At 65.3% G+C, this 18,646-nt stretch carries 17 protein-coding genes; 4 read left to right on the top strand and 13 right to left on the bottom strand.

All coding sequences use genetic code 11. The features are described from left to right. Positions 1 to 8: 8 nt before the first annotated feature. From WDO72_12710 to WDO72_12720, 3 genes are all read right to left on the bottom strand, one after another. On the bottom strand, positions 9 to 386 hold the full coding sequence (locus WDO72_12710) for a nuclear transport factor 2 family protein (GenBank protein MEJ0086540.1): 378 nt from the start codon (positions 384 to 386) through the stop codon (positions 9 to 11). Between the two features lie 71 nt (positions 387 to 457). Then, positions 458 to 1,489 (bottom strand): alpha-E domain-containing protein, encoded by a 1,032-nt coding sequence (locus tag WDO72_12715; protein ID MEJ0086541.1) that lies wholly within the window; start codon positions 1,487 to 1,489, stop codon positions 458 to 460. A 90-nt stretch (positions 1,490 to 1,579) separates the two neighbouring features. Beyond that, a complete protein-coding gene (locus WDO72_12720; protein ID MEJ0086542.1) occupies positions 1,580 to 3,031 on the bottom strand; it encodes a circularly permuted type 2 ATP-grasp protein in 1,452 nt (483 codons plus the stop codon). 159 nt (positions 3,032 to 3,190) lie between these two features. On the opposite strand from WDO72_12720, the gene WDO72_12725 reads away from it, so the two are divergent. The 3 genes from WDO72_12725 to WDO72_12735 are packed head-to-tail and all read left to right on the top strand — an operon-like array spanning position 3,191 to position 9,864. Then, complete coding sequence (locus tag WDO72_12725) at positions 3,191 to 6,520, top strand: transglutaminase family protein (GenBank protein ID MEJ0086543.1); 3,330 nt, start codon at positions 3,191 to 3,193, stop codon at positions 6,518 to 6,520. 18 nt (positions 6,521 to 6,538) lie between these two features. Further along, entirely contained in the window at positions 6,539 to 8,965 is a 2,427-nt protein-coding gene (locus tag WDO72_12730; GenBank protein ID MEJ0086544.1) for a circularly permuted type 2 ATP-grasp protein, read from the top strand. Beyond that, on the top strand, positions 8,962 to 9,864 hold the full coding sequence (locus tag WDO72_12735) for a transglutaminase family protein (protein ID MEJ0086545.1): 903 nt from the start codon (positions 8,962 to 8,964) through the stop codon (positions 9,862 to 9,864). The genes WDO72_12730 and WDO72_12735 overlap by 4 nt, the downstream gene beginning before the upstream one ends. A gap of 88 nt (positions 9,865 to 9,952) precedes the next feature. Here WDO72_12735 and WDO72_12740 read toward each other — a convergent pair whose 3' ends face one another. The 4 genes from WDO72_12740 to WDO72_12755 all read right to left on the bottom strand — a co-directional run bounded on the left by WDO72_12740 (position 9,953) and on the right by WDO72_12755 (position 13,048). Continuing rightward, on the bottom strand, positions 9,953 to 10,570 hold the full coding sequence (locus WDO72_12740; protein ID MEJ0086546.1) for a lysophospholipid acyltransferase family protein: 618 nt from the start codon (positions 10,568 to 10,570) through the stop codon (positions 9,953 to 9,955). A 146-nt stretch (positions 10,571 to 10,716) separates the two neighbouring features. Then, positions 10,717 to 11,037: a hypothetical protein gene (locus WDO72_12745; GenBank protein MEJ0086547.1), complete on the bottom strand. Its 321-nt coding sequence runs from the start codon at positions 11,035 to 11,037 to the stop codon at positions 10,717 to 10,719. Between the two features lie 88 nt (positions 11,038 to 11,125). Beyond that, on the bottom strand, positions 11,126 to 12,019 hold the full coding sequence (locus WDO72_12750; protein ID MEJ0086548.1) for a LysR substrate-binding domain-containing protein: 894 nt from the start codon (positions 12,017 to 12,019) through the stop codon (positions 11,126 to 11,128). A gap of 282 nt (positions 12,020 to 12,301) precedes the next feature. Next, the gene (locus WDO72_12755) at positions 12,302 to 13,048 is read right to left on the bottom strand and encodes a glutathione S-transferase family protein (GenBank protein MEJ0086549.1); all 747 of its coding nucleotides are present in this window, start codon (positions 13,046 to 13,048) and stop codon (positions 12,302 to 12,304) included. Between the two features lie 136 nt (positions 13,049 to 13,184). Here WDO72_12755 and WDO72_12760 point away from each other — a divergent pair, with 136 nt between their 5' ends. Next, the gene (locus WDO72_12760) at positions 13,185 to 13,412 is read left to right on the top strand and encodes a PsiF family protein (GenBank protein ID MEJ0086550.1); all 228 of its coding nucleotides are present in this window, start codon (positions 13,185 to 13,187) and stop codon (positions 13,410 to 13,412) included. Between the two features lie 58 nt (positions 13,413 to 13,470). Here WDO72_12760 and WDO72_12765 read toward each other — a convergent pair whose 3' ends face one another. The 6 genes from WDO72_12765 to WDO72_12790 form a co-directional block, all read right to left on the bottom strand. After that, a complete protein-coding gene (locus tag WDO72_12765; GenBank protein MEJ0086551.1) occupies positions 13,471 to 14,877 on the bottom strand; it encodes a HAMP domain-containing sensor histidine kinase in 1,407 nt (468 codons plus the stop codon). A gap of 31 nt (positions 14,878 to 14,908) precedes the next feature. Then, positions 14,909 to 15,586, bottom strand: a complete 678-nt coding sequence (locus WDO72_12770; protein MEJ0086552.1) for a winged helix-turn-helix domain-containing protein — start codon at positions 15,584 to 15,586, stop codon at positions 14,909 to 14,911. A 64-nt stretch (positions 15,587 to 15,650) separates the two neighbouring features. Beyond that, positions 15,651 to 17,219 carry an amidase gene (locus WDO72_12775; GenBank protein MEJ0086553.1) on the bottom strand — a complete coding sequence of 523 codons (1,569 nt, stop codon included), beginning with the start codon at positions 17,217 to 17,219 and terminating at the stop codon, positions 15,651 to 15,653. Positions 17,220 to 17,246: 27 nt separating this feature from the next. Then, complete coding sequence (locus tag WDO72_12780; GenBank protein ID MEJ0086554.1) at positions 17,247 to 17,765, bottom strand: demethoxyubiquinone hydroxylase family protein; 519 nt, start codon at positions 17,763 to 17,765, stop codon at positions 17,247 to 17,249. Positions 17,766 to 17,777: 12 nt separating this feature from the next. Beyond that, positions 17,778 to 18,467, bottom strand: coding sequence for a hypothetical protein (locus WDO72_12785; protein ID MEJ0086555.1), 690 nt, complete (start codon positions 18,465 to 18,467; stop codon positions 17,778 to 17,780). Continuing rightward, positions 18,464 to 18,604: a hypothetical protein gene (locus WDO72_12790; GenBank protein ID MEJ0086556.1), complete on the bottom strand. Its 141-nt coding sequence runs from the start codon at positions 18,602 to 18,604 to the stop codon at positions 18,464 to 18,466. The genes WDO72_12785 and WDO72_12790 overlap by 4 nt, the downstream gene beginning before the upstream one ends. Positions 18,605 to 18,646: the final 42 nt, after the last annotated feature.

The raw sequence follows: 18,646 nt of genomic DNA on the forward strand, positions 1-18,646 counted from the left end.
GCGGCGTTTCATGCGTGCGGCGTCGCCGGCAGATCGATCGCATAGCGCCATTCTCCGTCGGTGCCGCGGCGCGCGAGTTTCGCCGACACGCCGCCCATCACGATCGTGCTGCCGCCAGGCCCTTTTCCGCTGAATGACCAGCGGACCTGGAGCAATGCAATGTCGCTCTGGCGGACGCAGGTCAACAGAGTCGAAATATGCTCCCCGCGCAACTTGAGCAGCCGTTTGAGTTGAGCGCGAATTTCGGCGTGGCCGCGCAATTCTTTTCCCGGCACCGCCGAGAGCACCGCGTCGGGCTCATACAGGGCCAGGAGATTCTCCAGGTCGGCGACCCGGAACAGCGCGTCGTAACGCTCGTTGAGCTTTTCGGGGCTGGTGACCGCCATGCGGGAATTCCTTGTCCCATGCCACTTCCTCAGTGGCCGCGGCATTCTAGCCTCCCGGTCGGCGGTCTACCTCAGGCCTTGGCGCGCTCGCCGAAAGACAGGGACGTCTGCCGCTGCGACTGGGTCTGCGACTGCAAGCTCATGCGCTGCACGCCGCTGACGTTGCCCGAGGGGAAGTAACTCTCCGCGATCCCGTTGTGCACGTTGTGGATGTGCAGCTGGATGTTGTCGATCAATTCATGCAGCCCGGGTTGATCGAGCGTGGCGAGCGGCGCGCGTTCGATGAACTTCGCGGCGGTCTCTATCTGCTCGAGCACGCCCTCGCTGCGCGGCAGCGGCTTCAGGGAATTGTCGAGCTGCGTGAGGCAGAACTGGCAGGAGCGTGGGAACTGGTCGTCGCGCAACAAGAACTGGAGCACGTCGGTGCGCCTGACGCGCGTACGCATGCGCAGGCGATACATCTGGTAACCCGACAGCGACTTGAGCACGCTCATCCACTGCACGGTTTCGAACGGGCGCAATTCGGGGGTCTCGGCGGGCAGTAGTTGGGCGGAGCGCACGTCGACGATGCGGCTGGTCATGTCGGCGCGCTCGAGATTGCGTCCCAGCGTGCTGAAGGTGTGCGCGTCGTTGCGATTCATCGTGCCGTCCAGCATGCCGGCGATGGTTTGCAGCGCGACGACGATGCGCTTGAGGAAATCGAAACGCGTGCGTTTGTTGATGCCGGTCGCGGCATCCTTGTTGAACTCGGCGAAAAACTCGTTGAGCAGCTCCCATGCCTCGGTGGGCAGGATCTCTCGCAAGGTGCGCGCGTTCTCGCGCGCAGCCGCGAGTGACGAGCAGATCGAGCCAGGGTTTTCCTTGTCCGATATGAGGAACTGGACCACATCGCGCTCGTCGCCGCGTGCGCCCTTGCCCTCGTTCCGCGCGTCGAACTCCGCGCGATTGCCGGAGATATCCACCAGCGGCAACCAGCCCGGGGCGATGCCGCCCGGCAGGTCCAGCAGCAGGTTGGTGTTCACGCCGATGATGCGCGCAGTGTTCTCCGCGCGTTCGAGATAACGCGAGAGCCAATAGACGTTCTCGACGACCCTAGCAAGCATGGCGGTGCCGGGGTGCAATTCTCGTAATTAGGCGATCGTTCATGGTTTCTCCGGCGCCGGCGCAATTACGAGAATTGCACCCCGGCACCACTAACTATCCGTATCCACGATCCAGGTGTCTTTGCTGCCGCCGCCCTGGGATGAATTGACCACCAGCGAGCCCTTGCGCAGCGCCACGCGTGTGAGGCCGCCGGTCGTCACGGATGTTTGCGGCCCGCTCAGGATGAATGGCCGCAGATCGACGTGACGCGGCTCGAGTTTGTCGTTCACCAGGGTCGGCACGGTAGATAGCGTGACGATCGGCTGCGCGATGAAGCTGCGCGGATCGGCACGAAGGGAGTCCGCGAACTTGGCGCGCTCGGCCTTGGTCGACATCGGGCCCATCAACATTCCGTAGCCGCCGGAGCCATCCACGGGCTTGACCACCAGCGACTCGAGATTGCCGAGCACGTGTTCGAGCTGCTTCGCGTCGCCGCAACGCCACGAGGGCACGTTCGGCAGGATTGCATCCTGGTCCAGGTAGTACTTGATCATGTCGGGCACGTAGGTATAGACGAGCTTGTCGTCCGCCACGCCCGCGCCCGGCGCATTCGCCAGCGCCACGTTGCCCTTGGCCCAGGCGCGCATCAAGCCCGGCACGCCGAGCGAGGAATCCTTGCGGAAGACTTCCTGGTCGAGGAAATCGTCGTCGATGCGGCGGTAGATGACGTCGACGCGCGTCCAGCCGCGCACCGTCTGCATGTACACCACGTCGTCGCTATCTACCGCGAGATCGCGGCCTTCGACCAGCTCGCAGCCCATCTGGCGCGCGAGATAGGCGTGTTCGAAGTACGCCGAGTTGTAGATGCCAGGAGTCAGCACCACGACCTCGGGCCGCGTCTCCTTGCGCGGGCTCAGCGCCGCCAGCATGTCGTAGAGCTGCGAGGGGTAGTCGTCGACGGGCAGGATGGCCGCGCTCTCGAACAACTCGGGAAACACGCGCTTCACGACCTGCCGGTTCTCGAGCATGTAGGACACACCCGACGGAACGCGCAGGTTGTCCTCCAGCACGTACACCGTGCCGTCCTTGTCGCGGATCAGATCCGAGCCGCATATATGCGCCCAGGTGCCGAGCGGTGGTTTTATCCCCTTGACGTTGGCGCGGAAGTTCTTCGAGGTCGCGATGATCGAGGCGGGCATGAGCCCGTCCTTGATGAATCTCTGCTGGTGGTAGACGTCGTCGATGAACAGGTTCAAGGCGGCGGCGCGCTGGATCAGCCCGGCCTCGATCTTCTGCCATTCCTTGCGCGAGATCGTGCGCGGGATGATGTCGAGCGGCCAGGAGCGGTCTATCGAGCCGTCCTGCTCGTGGTAGACGGTGAAAGTGATGCCCATCGCCTTGATCGCGATTTCGGCCGCCTGCTGGCGGACCGCGATCTCGCCGCCATCCATATCCGTCAAATAACGCATGAGCGCGCGACCCGCCGCACGGGCGCCACCGCCGGGCCCAACGAGTTCGTCGTGGAATCCGGGAGAGGGGTAAGAGGTCCAGTCGGTCTTCATGTTTTACGCATCGCGCAGCCCAAAAATACCAGAGCCAAATGAACGCGTTCAAATAAGTGCAGAACGACCCGCTTCACGCATCGCCGTGGTGCCGGGCGTGCGATATTGGCGCAATTTGGTGCGGACCTGACTAACAGGGGTCCTGTGTAGAATGCCCGCGTGTCCATTCATGTCGCACTCAATCACGTCACGCACTATCGGTACGACCGGCTTGTTTCGCTCGGCCCCCAGATAGTCCGCCTGCGCCCGGCGCCCCACTGCCGCACGCGCATCCTCTCGTATTCGCTCAAGGTCACGCCGGCCAAACACTTCATCAACTGGCAGCAGGACCCGGAGGCTAACTACCTCGGGCGGTTCGTGTTCGCCGAGAAGACCGACGAGTTCCGCATCGAGGTCGACCTGGTCGCCGAGATGGCGGTGCTCAATCCGTTCGACTTCTTCCTCGAGCCGTACGCCGAGACCTATCCGTTCGCCTACCAGGGTGTCGACAAACGCGACCTCGCGCCGTATCTGGTGATGTTCCGCGGCGAGCCGCTGTTCAAGGAATACCTGCGCACCATCCCGCGCGAACGCAAACGCACCATCGACTGGCTGGTCGAGCTCAACGCGAAGCTCGCGCGCGACATCAAATACCTCATTCGCATGGAGCCCGGCGTGCAGACGCCGGAGCTCACGCTGACCAAACTATCCGGCTCGTGCCGCGATTCATCCTGGCTGCTGGTGCAACTGCTGCGGCACATGGGCCTCGCGGCGCGGTTCGTCTCCGGTTACCTGATCCAGCTGACCGCCGACATGAAATCCCTGGACGGCCCCTCCGGGCCGGAGAAGGATTTCACCGACCTGCACGCCTGGTGCGAGGTCTATCTACCGGGCGCGGGCTGGGTCGGTCTCGACCCCACCTCCGGCCTGCTGGCCGGCGAAGGACACATCCCGCTGGCCTGCACGCCGGAGCCCACGGGCGCGGCGCCCGTCACCGGCGCGGTGGACAAGGCCGAGGTCAAGTTCGAGCACCACATGAAGGTGGAGCGCGTGTGGGAAGCGCCGCGCGTCACCAAGCCGTACACCGAAGCGCAGTGGACCGAGATCGAGAAGCTGGGCCACCAGATCGACGCGCAATTGCTGAGCGGCGACGTGCGCCTGACGATGGGCGGCGAACCGACGTTCGTGTCGGTAGACGATCCGGACGGCGCGGAGTGGAACACCGCTGCGTTGGGACCCAAGAAGCGCCAGCTTGCGGTCGGGCTCTACAACCGGCTCAAGGAAAAATACGCGCCGCTCGGCCTGTCGCATTTCGGCCAGGGCAAGTGGTACCCGGGTGAGCAATTGCCGCGCTGGTCGCTGAACTGCTTCTGGCGCCGCGACGGCCAGCCGTTGTGGCAGAACGCCGCGTTACTGGACGACGAACGCCCGGGCCGCGGCGCCACCGCCGAAGTGTCCGGTGCGTTTCTCGCCGGCGTCGCCGAACGTCTCGGCATGCCGGCGGAGAATGTGTTCGAGGCTTTCGAGGACGCGTTCTATTACATGTGGCGCGAGCGCCGCCTGCCGGTCAACGTCGATCCATTCAATTCGAAACTCGAAGACCGGATCGAGCGCGAACGGCTCGCCAAAGTCTTTGAACAGGGACTCGACAGTGTCGTCGGTCACATCCTGCCGGTCGCTCGCGATACTTCCGGCAAGCGCTGGCGGACCGGCTCCTGGTTTCTGCGCCGCGAACGTTGCTACTTGATCCCGGGCGATTCACCGGTGGGTTATCGCCTGCCGCTCGATTCGCAGCCCTGGGTCAAGAAGAGCGACTACCCGTACATGTCGGAGCCGGACCCGATGGCGCCGCCCGTCACGTTGCCGCCACACGCCGACATCCGCCGGCAGTTGCGCGAAGGCGAAGTGCGTCCCGAGCCTGCGCCGGGCCGCGCGGCGCGCGCACGCGATGCAGTAGTCAGCCCGGCCGCCGCGCCCGGCTTCCTGCAATCCGCCACCGAGATCACGCGCACCGCCATGTGCGCCGAGCCGCGCAACGGCACTCTTTATATCTTCATGCCGCCGGCCGATCGCCTCGAGGATTACCTCGAGCTGGTGGCCGCGGTCGAGGCCACCGCGGCGGCGATGAACGTGCCGGTGGTGCTCGAGGGGTACGAGCCGCCGAAGGATCCGCGCCTGAATCGCTTCAGCGTCACTCCGGATCCGGGCGTCATCGAAGTGAACATCCATCCTTCGGGCAGCTGGAACGAGCTGGTCGATCGCACCACGCACCTGTACGCCGAGGCGCGCCAGACCCGGCTAACTACCGAGAAGTTCATGGTCGACGGGCGCCACACCGGCACCGGCGGCGGCAACCACTTCGTGCTCGGTGGCGCGACGCCGGCGGATTCGCCGTTCCTGCGCCGCCCCGATCTGTTGCGCAGCCTGCTGGCGTACTGGCACAACCATCCCGCGCTGTCCTATCTGTTCAGCGGATTGTTCGTCGGCCCCACATCGCAGGCGCCGCGCATCGACGAGGCACGCAACGATTCGTTGTACGAGCTCGAGCTCGCCTTCAAACAGCTGCCGCCGCTTGGGCAGACCGCGCCGCCGTGGCTGGTCGACCGGCTGTTCCGCAACCTGCTGATCGATTCCACCGGCAACACGCATCGCTCCGAGTTTTGCATCGACAAGATGTTCTCGCCCGATGGCAACACGGGCCGGCTCGGGTTGCTCGAGATGCGCGCCTTCGAGATGCCGCCGCATGAGCGCATGAGCCTCACGCAGCAGCTCATGCTGCGTTCGCTGATCGCGCGGTTCTGGCGTGAACCGTACACACCTCCGCGCCTCGCGCGATGGGGCACCGAGCTGCACGACCGCTTCATGCTGCCGTACTTCATCGACAAGGACCTGGCCGACGTCATTGCCGAGCAGAAGGCCGCGGGTTTTCCGCTCAAGAGCGAATGGTTCGCGCCACATTTCGAGTTCCGTTTTCCCAAGTACGGCGATTTCTCGGTGTACGGCGCGGACATCGAATTGCGCCAGGCGCTCGAACCCTGGCACGTGATGGGCGAGGAAGGCGCCGCTGGCGGCGCCGTGCGTTACGTGGATTCCTCGGTCGAGCGGCTGCAGGTGAAGGTGACGGGACTCGCGCCCGACCGTTACACGATGACCTGCAACGGCCGGCAAATCCCGTTACGTCCGACGGGAAGTGTCGGCGAATTCGTCGCGGGCGTGCGTTATAAGGCGTGGGCGCCGCCATCCGCGCTGCATCCGCTAATCCCGGCGCAGTCGCCACTGACGTTCGATCTCGTCGATACGTGGATGAATCGTTCGATGGGCGGCTGCCAGTATCACGTCGCGCATCCCGGCGGCCGCAGCTACGACACTTTCCCGGTGAATGCCTTCGAGTCGGAAAGCCGGCGGCTGGCGCGATTTGTCAGAATGGGCCACACGCCGAACGGAGTCACAGCTCCGCCGGAATCGCCGAATGTCGAATTCCCGTTCACGCTGGACCTGCGTAAAGTCTGATGCGTGAATTCTGCTGACATGCGCGCGGTTCTCGAGCCGGCCGACCTTCGTAGATACGACGAGCTGAGCGATTCGCAGGGCGCGATGCGTGCGCACTGGCGGCCGCTCATCGACCGCCTGCGCGCCGACGAATCGCCCGATGCGGTGCGCCGCTCGCTCGAATTGACGCGCCGGCTCATCGTCGAAAACGGTGTCACCTACAACGTCTACGCAGACCCGCAGGGTGCCGACCGGCCCTGGGCGCTCGATCCGCTGCCGTTCGTGCTGCCGGCCGCCGAGTGGCGGACGATCGAAACCGGCGTGGCACAGCGCGCGCGGCTGCTGAACGCGGTGCTCGGCGACCTGTACGGCCAGCAACGTCTGCTCGCCGAGGGGCACATACCCGCGGAGCTGCCGTTCGGCCACCCTAACTACCTCTGGCCCTGCCACGACCTCAGGCCCGCCGACGGCACGTGGCTGCACGTGTACGCGGCGGATCTGGCCCGCGGCCCGGACGGCCGCTGGTGGCTGCTGGCCGACCGCACGCAGGCGCCTTCCGGCGCGGGTTACGCGCTCGAGAATCGCGAGATCCTCGAGCAGGTGCACCCGGAAGCGATTCCCGACATGTCGGTGCGGCGCGTGCGCGGATTCTTCGGTTCGCTGCGCGAACGCATGCTCGACGCGGCCGGCGACGAATCTCCGCTGGCCGTCATTCTCACGCCCGGCCCGTACAACGAAACGTATTTCGAACACGCGTACCTGGCGCGGCAACTCGGCATGCCGCTGGTCGAGGGTTCCGATCTCACGGTGCGCAGCGACACGGTGTTCCTCAAGACGCTGGGCGGTTTACGCCGCGTGCACTCGATCCTGCGCCGCCTCGATGATGACTTCTGCGATCCGCTCGAGCTGCGCGGCGATTCCGCGCTCGGCGTGCCGGGCTTGATCGGCGCATTGCGGGCGGGCCGCGTCATGGTGTCGAACGCGCTGGGGACCGGAGTGCTGGAGTCGGCCGCCTGGCTCGGGTTCCTGCCGCCGATCGCCGAACGCCTGATCGGCGAGAAACTCGTGTTGCCCGAGGTCGCGACCTGGTGGTTAGGCGAGCGGCCGGCGCTCGAATACGTCCTGGCGAACCTCGATCGCCTGGTCATCAAGCCCACCTACCCGAATCAGCGCTTCGAGCCCATGTTCGGCCGCGATTTCGCCGGCAAGGCGCGTGACCTGCTGATCGCGCGATTGCGCAACCGGCCCTATGCATACGTGGCGCAGGAGCACGTGCGCCTCTCGCAGGCGCCGGTATGGAAATCCGCTGCGTCGCCCGAGCTGACCTCGCGCGCATTGACGATCCGCGTGTACGCGGTGGTGACTCCGGAGGGTGTCCGCGTGATGCCCGGCGGGCTCGCGCGCGTGGCCAACGAAGCGGCCGCGGACGTCGTGTCCACGCAGCGCGGTGGTGGCGCGAAAGACATCTGGGTGCTGGCCGACGATCCGCACGAGGAAACGATCAACACGGTCCAGTCCGGCAAATGGGCCAGCCTGCAGCGCCAGGACTACATTCCCTCGCGGCTGGTGGAGAACCTCTTCTGGCTGGGCCGTTACACGGTGCGCTGCGAAAACACCGCGCGCCTGCTGTTGCGCACGCTCGGCGCGCGCAGTGACGCGCGCGTCTGGGCGCATGCGCAGCAGATCTGCCGCGATCTTGGCGCCGTTGCGAAAGAAGGCGAAGTATTCGACGCGTTGCGCCAGCCGGATTCGCAGGGGTTGCACACCGATGTCAAACATCTGGCCTGGTGCGCCTCGCAGGTGCGCAATCGCCTGTCCGCGCGTTACTGGCGCGGCGTGGTCGGGTTGCAGCGCCAGATGCAGGAAGCCGTGGCGACGCGCGGCAGCAGCCGCGAGGTCTACGAGAAGCTGCTGTTGTCGCTCGCGGCACTCACGGGATTCTCCGAAGAAGACATGATGCACGACGAGGGCTGGCGCGTGATGCGCCTGGGCCGCCGGCTCGAGCGTACCCAGTTCGTGTCCGGCATCCTGGTGCGCCAGCTGGAAAGCGCGCATGCCACGCGGCCCGAGGCGGTGGAGTGGCTGCTCGACGTGTGCGACAGCACACCTATCTACCGCGCGCGTTATCTCGGCACGCCGCGGCTGTCTACCATGCTCAACCTGTTGCTGTACGACGATGGGCACCCGATGGCGCTGGCGTTCCATCGCCGCTCGATCGACCGCGACCTCGAAGACCTGGCGCGATCGCTGGGCGGCGAGCGCGAGCGCGGCGTGCCGGACGTGCCGCTGCTGCCGAGCGGATCGGCGGACCTGCTGGATGCGGCGGGCGAGGCCGGTGACGCGGCGCGCGCGGAGCTCGCCAACGACCTGGTCGGCCTTGCCAATGGCGCGGGTGAACTGTCGGACCGCCTGTCGCGGCGTTACTTCGCGTTGATCGATTCGGACGCGCACGCGCTGGCCACATGAGCAGGAAATACCGCATCCGGCACGAGACCAGCTACAAGTACGCGGCCGACGTCGTGCACTCGCATCACCTGTTGCACCTCGTGCCGCGTCCCACGCCTTACCAGGAATGCCTCGAACACGAGATCGACATCGTTCCCGATGCACACCGGCGGGTGAACGAATTCGACGCGTTCGGCAATCCCATGATCCGCGTCGAACTCGCCACGCCACACCGCGAGCTCAACGTGGTGTCGCGCATGGAGATCGAAGTGCATCACCGGCCGGTGGTGCCGGTGTCGACCACCGAGAGCTGGGAAAAAGTGCGCGATTCGTTCGCTTATCACGGTGCATGGCCGGCGCGCGATCAGCTGGATGCCGCGCGTTTCCGGCACGAGTCGCCGCACGTGCGGCTCAAGCAATCGTTCACGGACTATTCGGCGGAATGTTTTCCGACCGGAGAGCCGCTGCTGAGCTGCGCGGAGAAGCTCAGCACCAAGCTGCACCGGGACATCAAGTACGCGCCCGGCGAGACGACCGTCAGCACCGCGGTCACCGAGGTGCTCGAAAAGAAGTTAGGCGTGTGCCAGGACTTCGCGCACCTGATGATCTCCTGCATGCGCTCGCGCGGGCTGCCGGCGCGTTACGTGAGCGGTTACCTGCGCACCAACGCACCGGGTTCGAAGGATGGCGAGAAGCTGGTCGGTGATGCCGCCTCGCACGCGTGGGTGTCGGTGTGGAGCCCGCCGTACGGCTGGGTGGAATTCGATCCGACCAACGGCTGCTTCGCCGGGCTCGATCACATCGCTGTGGCGTGGGGCCGTGATTTCGGGGATGTGTCGCCGCTGCGCGGGGTGATCCTCGGCGGCGCCGATCATCAGCTCGCCGTCACGGTGCTGGTGGAGCCGTTGGCGCCTGGCTAAGTCGGTGCCGGGTCGGACTTAGCAGGATCGAAGGGGGCGGTGTAGTTTGAGATCCTCTCAATCCTGCTAAGTCCGACCCGGCACCGACTTAGAAGCTCTCCGGATGTCGCGCCATTTCCGCGCTGTACAGCGCCTTGATCTTCGGCAGGTCCGCTTCGGCATCACCCGTCGGAGTGAACGGCGGCATGATCATGACGAGGCGCCGCGCGTAGTTGAGCGCCACCGGCACGATCGGCACGTTGGCTTCGGTCGCGATGTAGTAGAAGCCGAGCTTCCATTCCTTCACGCGCGAGCGCGTGCCCTCGGGCGTGATGGTGAACGATATCCTTTCGCGCTTCGCGAACTCGCTGACGCACATGCGAACCACGTTGCTGCCGCGTGAACGGTCGATGGGCATGCCGCCGAAGCGGCGCGCGAGTATCCCGAGCGGCCAGAAGAACACGGTGTGTTTGGCGAGCCAGGTGTTGTCGAGACGCAGCGTGAGAAATGCGCAGAAACCGTGGAAGAAATCCCAGTTCGACGTGTGTGGCGCGACGATCAGCACGTATTTGGGAACGTTGGGGATATTGCCGGCGATCCGCCAGCCGCTGATGCGCATCAGCAGGACGCCGAGGTAGCGGCGCCAGCGCGCCCGCACCTGGGGTGCGCGGGGAGGAAGCGTGGGAAAGCCCCCGTTTTGCAGGGGCAGATCGGGCGATGTCGACATCGCGCGCGATGCTAGCCGATTACGTGCCTTCGATCCCGCAAATCAACTTTGCGGGCCGAGAGGCGGACACCGTTCCCCGCTAGAGGGGGGATGGGGGACCGGTGTCCGCACCTCGCCGCGTTCGGGATATACCGATAGTTAGTTCCTCAGCTTTTCAGATAAATCTGCTTGAACGAGACGATCTCGCCGGCCGGCGTCGCCTTGCACGACGCTTTCGCCAGCAGTTCCTTCGTCTTGGTGCTATGCGCCAGCACCGTGAACGAGTTCTTGTCGACGAGATCCGACACGAACGTGCTCGGCGACTTCACCTTGTACGACGGCAGCGTTTCCGTCTTGGCGATCGTTTCGATGAGGGCCTTGCTGCAGGCGGCCAGCGCCGGCGACACCGTGGCGGAGCCCGCGTTGGAATAGGCGGCGAAGCTCACGAGAGCGGACGCCACGAGAAATTTAGAGGTTCGACGAATCATGTTGCACTCCTGACAAGTTTTGAATTCCACGATCGTCAAACTACTTGAGAGGGCGTGCCACAACAAACGAGAAGATTGGGACCTGTCATCAGTTTTCCTCAACCGCCGTTCGGCAGGACTCGATCAGCCACGCGCACAAAGCGCGAATGTCGTCACGGTTTTCGTCTTCGGCGCGGACTAATAAGGTGTAGTCCTCCTGTGTAACCAATTCGTCATCGAACACGCGCTTCAAGCGGCCAGAGGCGAACTTGCGGCGCGACAGCTCGGCGGGCAGCAGCGCGATGCCGATGCTCTTTTCCGCGGCACGCGTGGCCGCGGACATCGAATCGATGCGCACGATCTGTGCGGGCTGCAGGTTTTTCATGCCGACGGCGGTGGCCCAGCGGTCCCAGTCGTCGCGCCGCGCTTCGTGCACCAGCAGCGTGTGTGAATTGAGATCTTCGTAACGCCGCACCGGGCGCTCGGAAAAAAGCTCCGGCGAACAGGCTGGCACCATCGTCTGCGCGAACATCTTGTGCGCGACCAGGCCATTCCACGGGCCGGTGCCGACCACTACGGAGATGTCGGCTTCGGCCGCGTGTGTACGGCCGTGGACGCCCTGCGTTTCGATGCGCAGGTCGATGCCGTCGTGCAGTTTCGAGAACTCCGAGAGCCGCGGCAGCAGCATCTCGCTCGCGAAGTAGGCAGGCACGTGCAGCCGCACGCTGTTGCGGCCATAACGCGCGCGCAACTGTTCGGTGACGGAGTCGAGCCGCATGAACAGATCGTCTATCTGCTCGAGGTAGCGCGCACCGGCATCGGTGAGCGCCAGCGCCCGGGCAGCACGTGAAAACAGCGGCAGGCCCAGCTGCGTTTCCAGCGTCTTGATCTGGTGGCTCACCGCCGACGGCGTGATGCAAAGCTCATCGGCCGCGACGGCAAAGCTCGAATGTTTGGCGGCGATCTGAAAGGTCTTGATGGCCTTCAGCGAAGGGGTACGCATTCCATTGGATCACCCGAGGACTCAGCGACAAAGCTGCGATGCCAGGAGTAAAGCAAGCTGCGTGCCATCTCGGGAAATGACGTAAGTGCATGTTCTTATTCGCCACGCACCGTGACGGACTGTCAGAAATGTTCGTCGATGGCGCGTATTTCCACGCGTTGCACCGGTGCCGGGAAGTCGGGGGTAAGTCGGTGCCGGGTCAGACTTAGCGGAATCAGTGCGGGGTAATTTGTCATCACGCGGTAATCAAGCTGATTCCGCTAAGTCTGACCCGGCACCGACTTACTTCACGAACTTCGAGCCGGGGTGGCCGATGGCCAGTGCCTGTTTGACCGAATCCCGCTCGAGCATGCGTGCGTACCACGCGATCACCTTCGGGCTGTCCTTTTCGTTGACGATGTCCGCGTAACGCACCGGCATGTTGATGAGCATGGAAAACACGCTGACATCCGCGAGCGTGAACTGCTCGCCCATCATCCAGCGACCCAGCATGCCGCGTTCGATGCGCTCGATGGACACGCGCACCTTGCGGCGCCAGTCGTCGAGCTGCTCGGGCGTCCATTTCTGCGCGGCGGATTCGCGCCATTTGTCCTGCTGTTCCTTCAACGGAATACGCGCCACCTTCGCCTCGAATTCTTCCTTCGACAGATGCGCGACCGCGTTCTTGATCATCGCGTGCCAGCCAAGGAACGACAGCGCCGGGCAGAAATATTCGTCCACGAACTTGGTCCACAGCCGCATCTGGTGCCGGCCGTAGGCATCCGAAGGTTTGAGCGGCAGACCGGGAAACGTGTCGTCGACGTATTCATTGATGAGCGTGGATTCATTCAGCACGAGTCCGTCGTGCACCAGCACCGGCACCTGGCCGAGCGGATTGATCTTCACGAACCACGGCTCATGCTGTTCGAAATCCACCAGCCGCATCAGCCGGCCTTCGAACTTCACCTGTTTCTCGTACAGCGGCAGCAAGGCTTTCAGGGAGTTTGCTGCGGCGCCACCGTGATAGAGCTCGATTGTCATGGCCGCCATTTCAGCCCCAACCCGCGCGCCGGGCTCGACTCGCAGCGAAATGACGCTTTCTTAATCGCGCCGACATCGGTGCCTCACTCCCGTCCACGCACACTGTCTCTCGCTGCAATCGGCAGCGACTCTTCCGGACACCGCCATGAAACTGCTTTCGACCCTCACGATCGCCGCCCTGATGACCGCGGGCAGCGCGTTCGCCGCTTCGACCCCGACGGCCACCGCCGGCGCCACCGCGACCCCGGCCGCCGCGCCCGCCAAACACGAAGGCGGCATGCACTGCGCGAAGCAAGCCAAGGAGAAGAAGCTGACCGGCGACGCGGAGAAAAATTTCATCAAGGAATGCAAGGAAGCCAAGAAGGCCAACTAACAACTTTCCCGTGCTGCGCCCGGCGCGATGTGCAACGCCTGCCCCAACGAATGGCGTTTCATCCGACCTGTGCGACGCCACCGTGTGCGTCGCGCCGGGTGCCAGCAGGGAATTCGCAGTGGACGATGAGGCCCGGCGCGTTGTCGCCGAGCGTGAGTTGGGCGCGGTGCAGCCGCGCCACCGCCGCCGCGAGGCTCAATCCCAAGCCGCTTCCGGTGGCCTTTGCCGCGGCGTCGCCCACCCGCACGAACGGGCGTAACGCGGCCGCGCGCTCCGCGGGCGCGATCCCCGGTCCGTTGTCGGCAACGGACATCGAGATGCCGCCCGCCGTGTTCCGCACGCTCACGGATACGTGCCCGCCGGCGGGCACGTACTTCAACGCGTTTTCCAGCAAGTTAGTGATGAGTTGCGCGAGCAGCTGACGATTACCCGTGAGCGGCGCGGGTTGCGGCGCATCCAGCGTCACTTCGAGGCCGGCCGCGCGCATGCCGGGCGCGTACAGCTCGACCATGTTCGCCGCCAGCGCCGCGAGATCGACTTCGTCCCCGTGTGTGGTGACACCCGCGGCCTCGGCGCGCGCGATCTGCAGCAGCGTGGCCAGAGTCCGTTGCACGCGGTCCAGCTCCTCGAGCGCCGGCGCCACCAGCTCGTGGGTCTCGCGTTGCAACGCCTCGGTGCCGCCGGCGCGCAGCTGGGCTTCTTCCAGACGCACGCGCAGCCGGTACAGCGGTGTGCGCAGGTCGTGCGCGATGCTGTCGAACGCGGCGCGCAGCGTCGTGGTCTGCTGCTCGATGCGATCGAGCATGGTGTTCACCGCGCCGGCCAGCGCATCGAACTCGTCGCGCGAACCGTCGACGCGCAGCCGCTGGGTGAGGTCGCCCTGCACGATGGTCTCGCAGGTCGTGGCGTAGTCGCGCACGCGGCGCGCAGTGCGCCGCGCGTAGGCGGCGCCCAGCAGCCAGACGGCGAGCGCGGTCAGCGCGATGCCCCAGAGCGTGGCGAGGCCGAAACGCTGCAACACCTTCTGACGTTCACTGGTGTCCGCGCCGACCAGCAGCCAGTAGCCGTTCGACAGGCGCTCGACGCGCGCCTCGACCGGGTGCAGCACCGGTTCGCCCAGTTCCTGCGCCGCGATGTCGAACTCGACCAGCGATGCGGAATTGGTCGAAACATCGCGCGGCCAGGCGGACAGGTTGCCAGCCACCGGACGGAACTGCTCGTCCGCCAGCAGGAACACCGCGCCGGTGCGGCCCCAGCTGTCGGCGCGCAGCCGCAGCGTCTGCGCCACGCGTTCGACGCCGCCGAGCCGCAGGTCGTCCGACAGATCGTCGACCTCGGCACGCACCACCGCGCCGATCTCGCGCTCGAGCGCGTTGCGCGTCAGTAGATAGACCGTGCCGAGCAGCACGCTGGTCAGCACGGTCACCAGCGCGGTGTACAGCAGCGCGAGGCGCGCCGACGACATACGCATGGACCGGTGCGGCGGGGCGGGTGGTTCAGCCGGCATCGCGCAGCACGTAACCCGCGCCACGCACGGTATGCAGCAGCGGACGTTCGAATCCCTTGTCGATTGCGGCGCGCAGCCGGCTGATGTGCACATCGATGACGTTAGTCTGCGGATCGAAGTGCAGATCCCAGACCGCCTCGAGCAGCATGGTGCGCGTGACCACCTGGCCCGCGCGGCGCGCCAGGAACTCGAGAAGCTGGAATTCCTTGGAGGTGATGTCGATCGGGTTGCCGGCGCGTGTGACCTTGCGGCCCAGCAGGTCGAGCTCGAGATCGGCAATACGAATGCGCGTGGTGACGTCGGGCAAGTTGCCCCGGCGCAGCAATGCCTCGATGCGCGCCAGCAGTTCGCCGAAGGCGAAGGGTTTGGCGAGGTAGTCGTCGCCGCCGGCGCGCAGGCCTTCGATGCGGTCGTCCACCGAGCCGAGCGCCGACAGGATGAGCACCGGCGTGCGCCTGCCGTTCTTGCGCAGCATCGCGACGATCGACAGGCCGTCGAAATGCGGCAGCTGGCGGTCGGCGACGATCAGGTCGTAGCTGCCCTCGGTGGCGCGAAACAGGCCTTCACGGCCGTCGGACGCGATATCGACCACGTAGCCGCTTTCACGCAGTCCCTTGGCGAGAAATTTGGCGCCTTCCGCATCGTCCTCGATCAGCAGCAGATGCATTTGAGGCGGGAAGTTAGCATGGCTGCGGAAGTTCCTGCGCTTACGAATACTTAACTTCGAAAGCTCACAGTGGCGCGGTTGCTTCGCTCGCGACGTCTACCGAAGGAATGAACCCGGGCCGCGGGCGCGCCTTGCTGCGCTGTTCGTAGACGTAGGCCGCATCGAGCAATTGCGATTCGCTGAACGCCGTGCCGATGAACGACAGCCCGATGGGCATTCCCTTGATGGTGCCCATGGGAACGGTCACGTGCGGATAACCGGCGACCGCGGGCAGTGTGCTGAACGAACCGGTGTAGTTGTCACCGTTGACGAAATCGAAGCGCCAGTCGGGGCCGGTCGTTGGCGCGACCAGCAGGTCGAGCCGGTTCGTTTTCAGGACCTTGTCGATCCCTTCCGCGCCTGCCAGGCGTTTGGAATCGGCCAGCGCCTTGAGATAAGCAGCGTCGTCGAGGCCGGGCATGCGCTGCGCGCGCTCGAAGTTTTCCTGGCCGAACAATGCCAGCTCGCGCGGCTGCGCCGCGTTGAACGCGATGAGATCGGCCAGCGTGCGCGTCTTCACCGCGGCGGGCGTCGTGGCTAGATAGGCCTCGAGGTCCGGCCTGAACTCGGTGAACAACACGATCTCTTCGGCGGCGTCGACCGGGTCCGTGTCGCCGAAGTCCGCTTCGACGAGTGTCGCCCCGGCGGCGCGCAGCTGCTCCAGCGCCGCGGCATATACGGGGTCGACTGCAGGCAGGCGGCCGGCTTTGAAACGCAGCACGCCGATGCGTTTGCCCGCGAGCGAAGCGGTGGAAAGACTCGCCGCATAGTCGCGAACGACGCAGTCCTTGCAGGCGGGCGTCTTGCCGACCATGGCCGTCAGCATGAGCGCGGCATCGGTCACGGTTGCGGTCATCGGACCCGCCGTGTCCTGGCTGTGCGAGATCGGCACGATGCGCTCGCCGGACAGCAACCCGAGCGTCGGTTTCACGCCGACGATGCCGTTCAGCGATGCGGGGCAGACGATCGATCCGTCTGTCTCCGTGCCCACCGTCGCCGCCGCGAGCCCGGCCGCCATTGCGGAACCACTGCCGGAACTCGACCCGCAGGCGCTGCGATCGAGCACGTGCGGATTTTTCGTCAGGCCGCCCAGGCCACTCCAGCCGCTGGTGGAATGAGTGGAACGGAAGTTGGCCCACTCGGAGAGATTCGTCTTGCCGAGAATGATGGCGCCCGCGGCGCGCAGATTCGCGACGATGGGTGCATCGCGTTGCGTGTGATTGTCGCGCAGCGCCAGCGAGCCCGCCGTCGTCGGTAGTTCGATGGTCTCGATGTTGTCCTTGAGCAGCACCGGGATGCCGTGCAGCGGGCCGCGCAGTTTCCTGCGTTTGCGTTCGCCGTCGAGCTGGCGCGCCTGTTCCAGCGCCTGTTCGTTCACCGCCAGTACCGCGTGCAGCGCCGGGCCATTCCGGTCGATGGCCTCGATGCGCGCGAGGTACGCCTGTACCAGCGCCACCGAGGTCGTGCGCCCGGCCGCGAGGTCGGCGCCCAGTTCGGCGACGGATTTCTCGTGCAGCGCAGGCGGCTGCTGGGCGAAACACGGCGTGTGCAGGGCCATGCCTAACAACAACGCGAAACAGGCTGGATTACGCACATGGTCTCCCAGAGGCACGGGGGCCAATTAAAGCTTCATTCCCGTCCAGATGACAAATTCGGTGATCGCACTGACCGTCGGCCGCAGCACGCGTGGCCAGAAGATGCCCTGGCGCGGCTCCTGCGCGGCGCGATCGTGGTGCGCCTGTTCATCCGCGTGAATCGCGGCGATCGCCGCATACGCGGCCGGGTCGACGCCGTCGAGCTCGCGCAACTGCGCCTGCAGATGCCGCAGGACGACGCGTTCGACCGCGACCGTCACCGCGGCGATCGATGCGCGCCCGCAGATGCCTGTGGTCACGCCCAGCAGGAAGCCGCCGAGTCCGCACAGGTGGTAGCTGCGGCAACGCGGCAGGCCGCGCCGTGCGAGCTCCGCCGCGAAGATCGCGCGATGTTTTTCTTCGTGCGCGCGGAACTCTTCGAGCTCCCGCTTGAGCTGCGGATCGCGCCAGAAACACACCAGTCGTTGGCCGCGGTAGATGTTCACCGCGCCATGTTCACCGGCGTGATTCACCTTGAGGATCCGATCGGCGTGGCTCGGACGCATCGAGGTCGGAGCCTATTTCCGCACCTGCGTCATCGCACGGATCAGCTCGGCCGCCTGTTGCGGCGGCAACGAGAGGATCCGGTCGTACACCGAGATCGTGATCGTGCATACCTTGGTGCGATCGACACGCGGGTCGTCCGCGTGCGCCATCATCTGCGCGTCCGCACCGTATTGCTCGTAGGTGGCGTTGATCACGTTGGCGAGATTGTCCTTCACCTTGTCGGCCTCCGGCAGCTCGACGGGGCTCTCCTCCGCGCTGCGAATGACATCTCCCATCAGTTCGAGCGTGTGCGCCTGCGATTTCTCGTCGATGTACTTCGCGACATCGGGCGGCCCTGCAACCAGCGGAAACCAGTAGCGAAAGCAGGTGTCGCCGGGTTGTTTCTCGAGCGTGCGGGCGGTCGTCACCATGTCGTGCACCAGCGCGAGCACCGATTCCTGCGAGGCATGCGCCAGGTGCTGCGTGGCCGCGAGGCTGATCTCGTGATTCGCGAAGTTCACGAAATCCTCGCGGCGCGACTCGTTGCGCTGGAACACCTTGTATTCCTCGACGATCTTGTCGAACAACTGCGGCTCATGTTTCTCGAGCACGTGGTAGATGGGCTGCCGGAGCAGGACCTGCCTGGCGCTGTAGCCGTCGTACCAGTAGCTGCCGACCGCCGCGGCGACGATCAGGACGAGAATGATGACGATCCATTTCATGCGGCGGGCTCCTGCGACGCGAGCTGCCGGAGGATTTCGACCCGCAGGCCGGCCGGGGCGCGCCGTGTCGGCGCGCGCAGCAGGGCGGCATTCATGGAGCGGCGGCGCGGGCGGCCGCGGAGGGCGAGTTTCGACATGGGGCGGCAGGGTAACAGCCGCCGCCCCAATGTCACATCCGC

This window comes from Pseudomonadota bacterium (assembly GCA_037200975.1).
In the GTDB taxonomy this organism is placed as follows: Bacteria; Pseudomonadota; Gammaproteobacteria; order Steroidobacterales; family Steroidobacteraceae; genus CADEED01.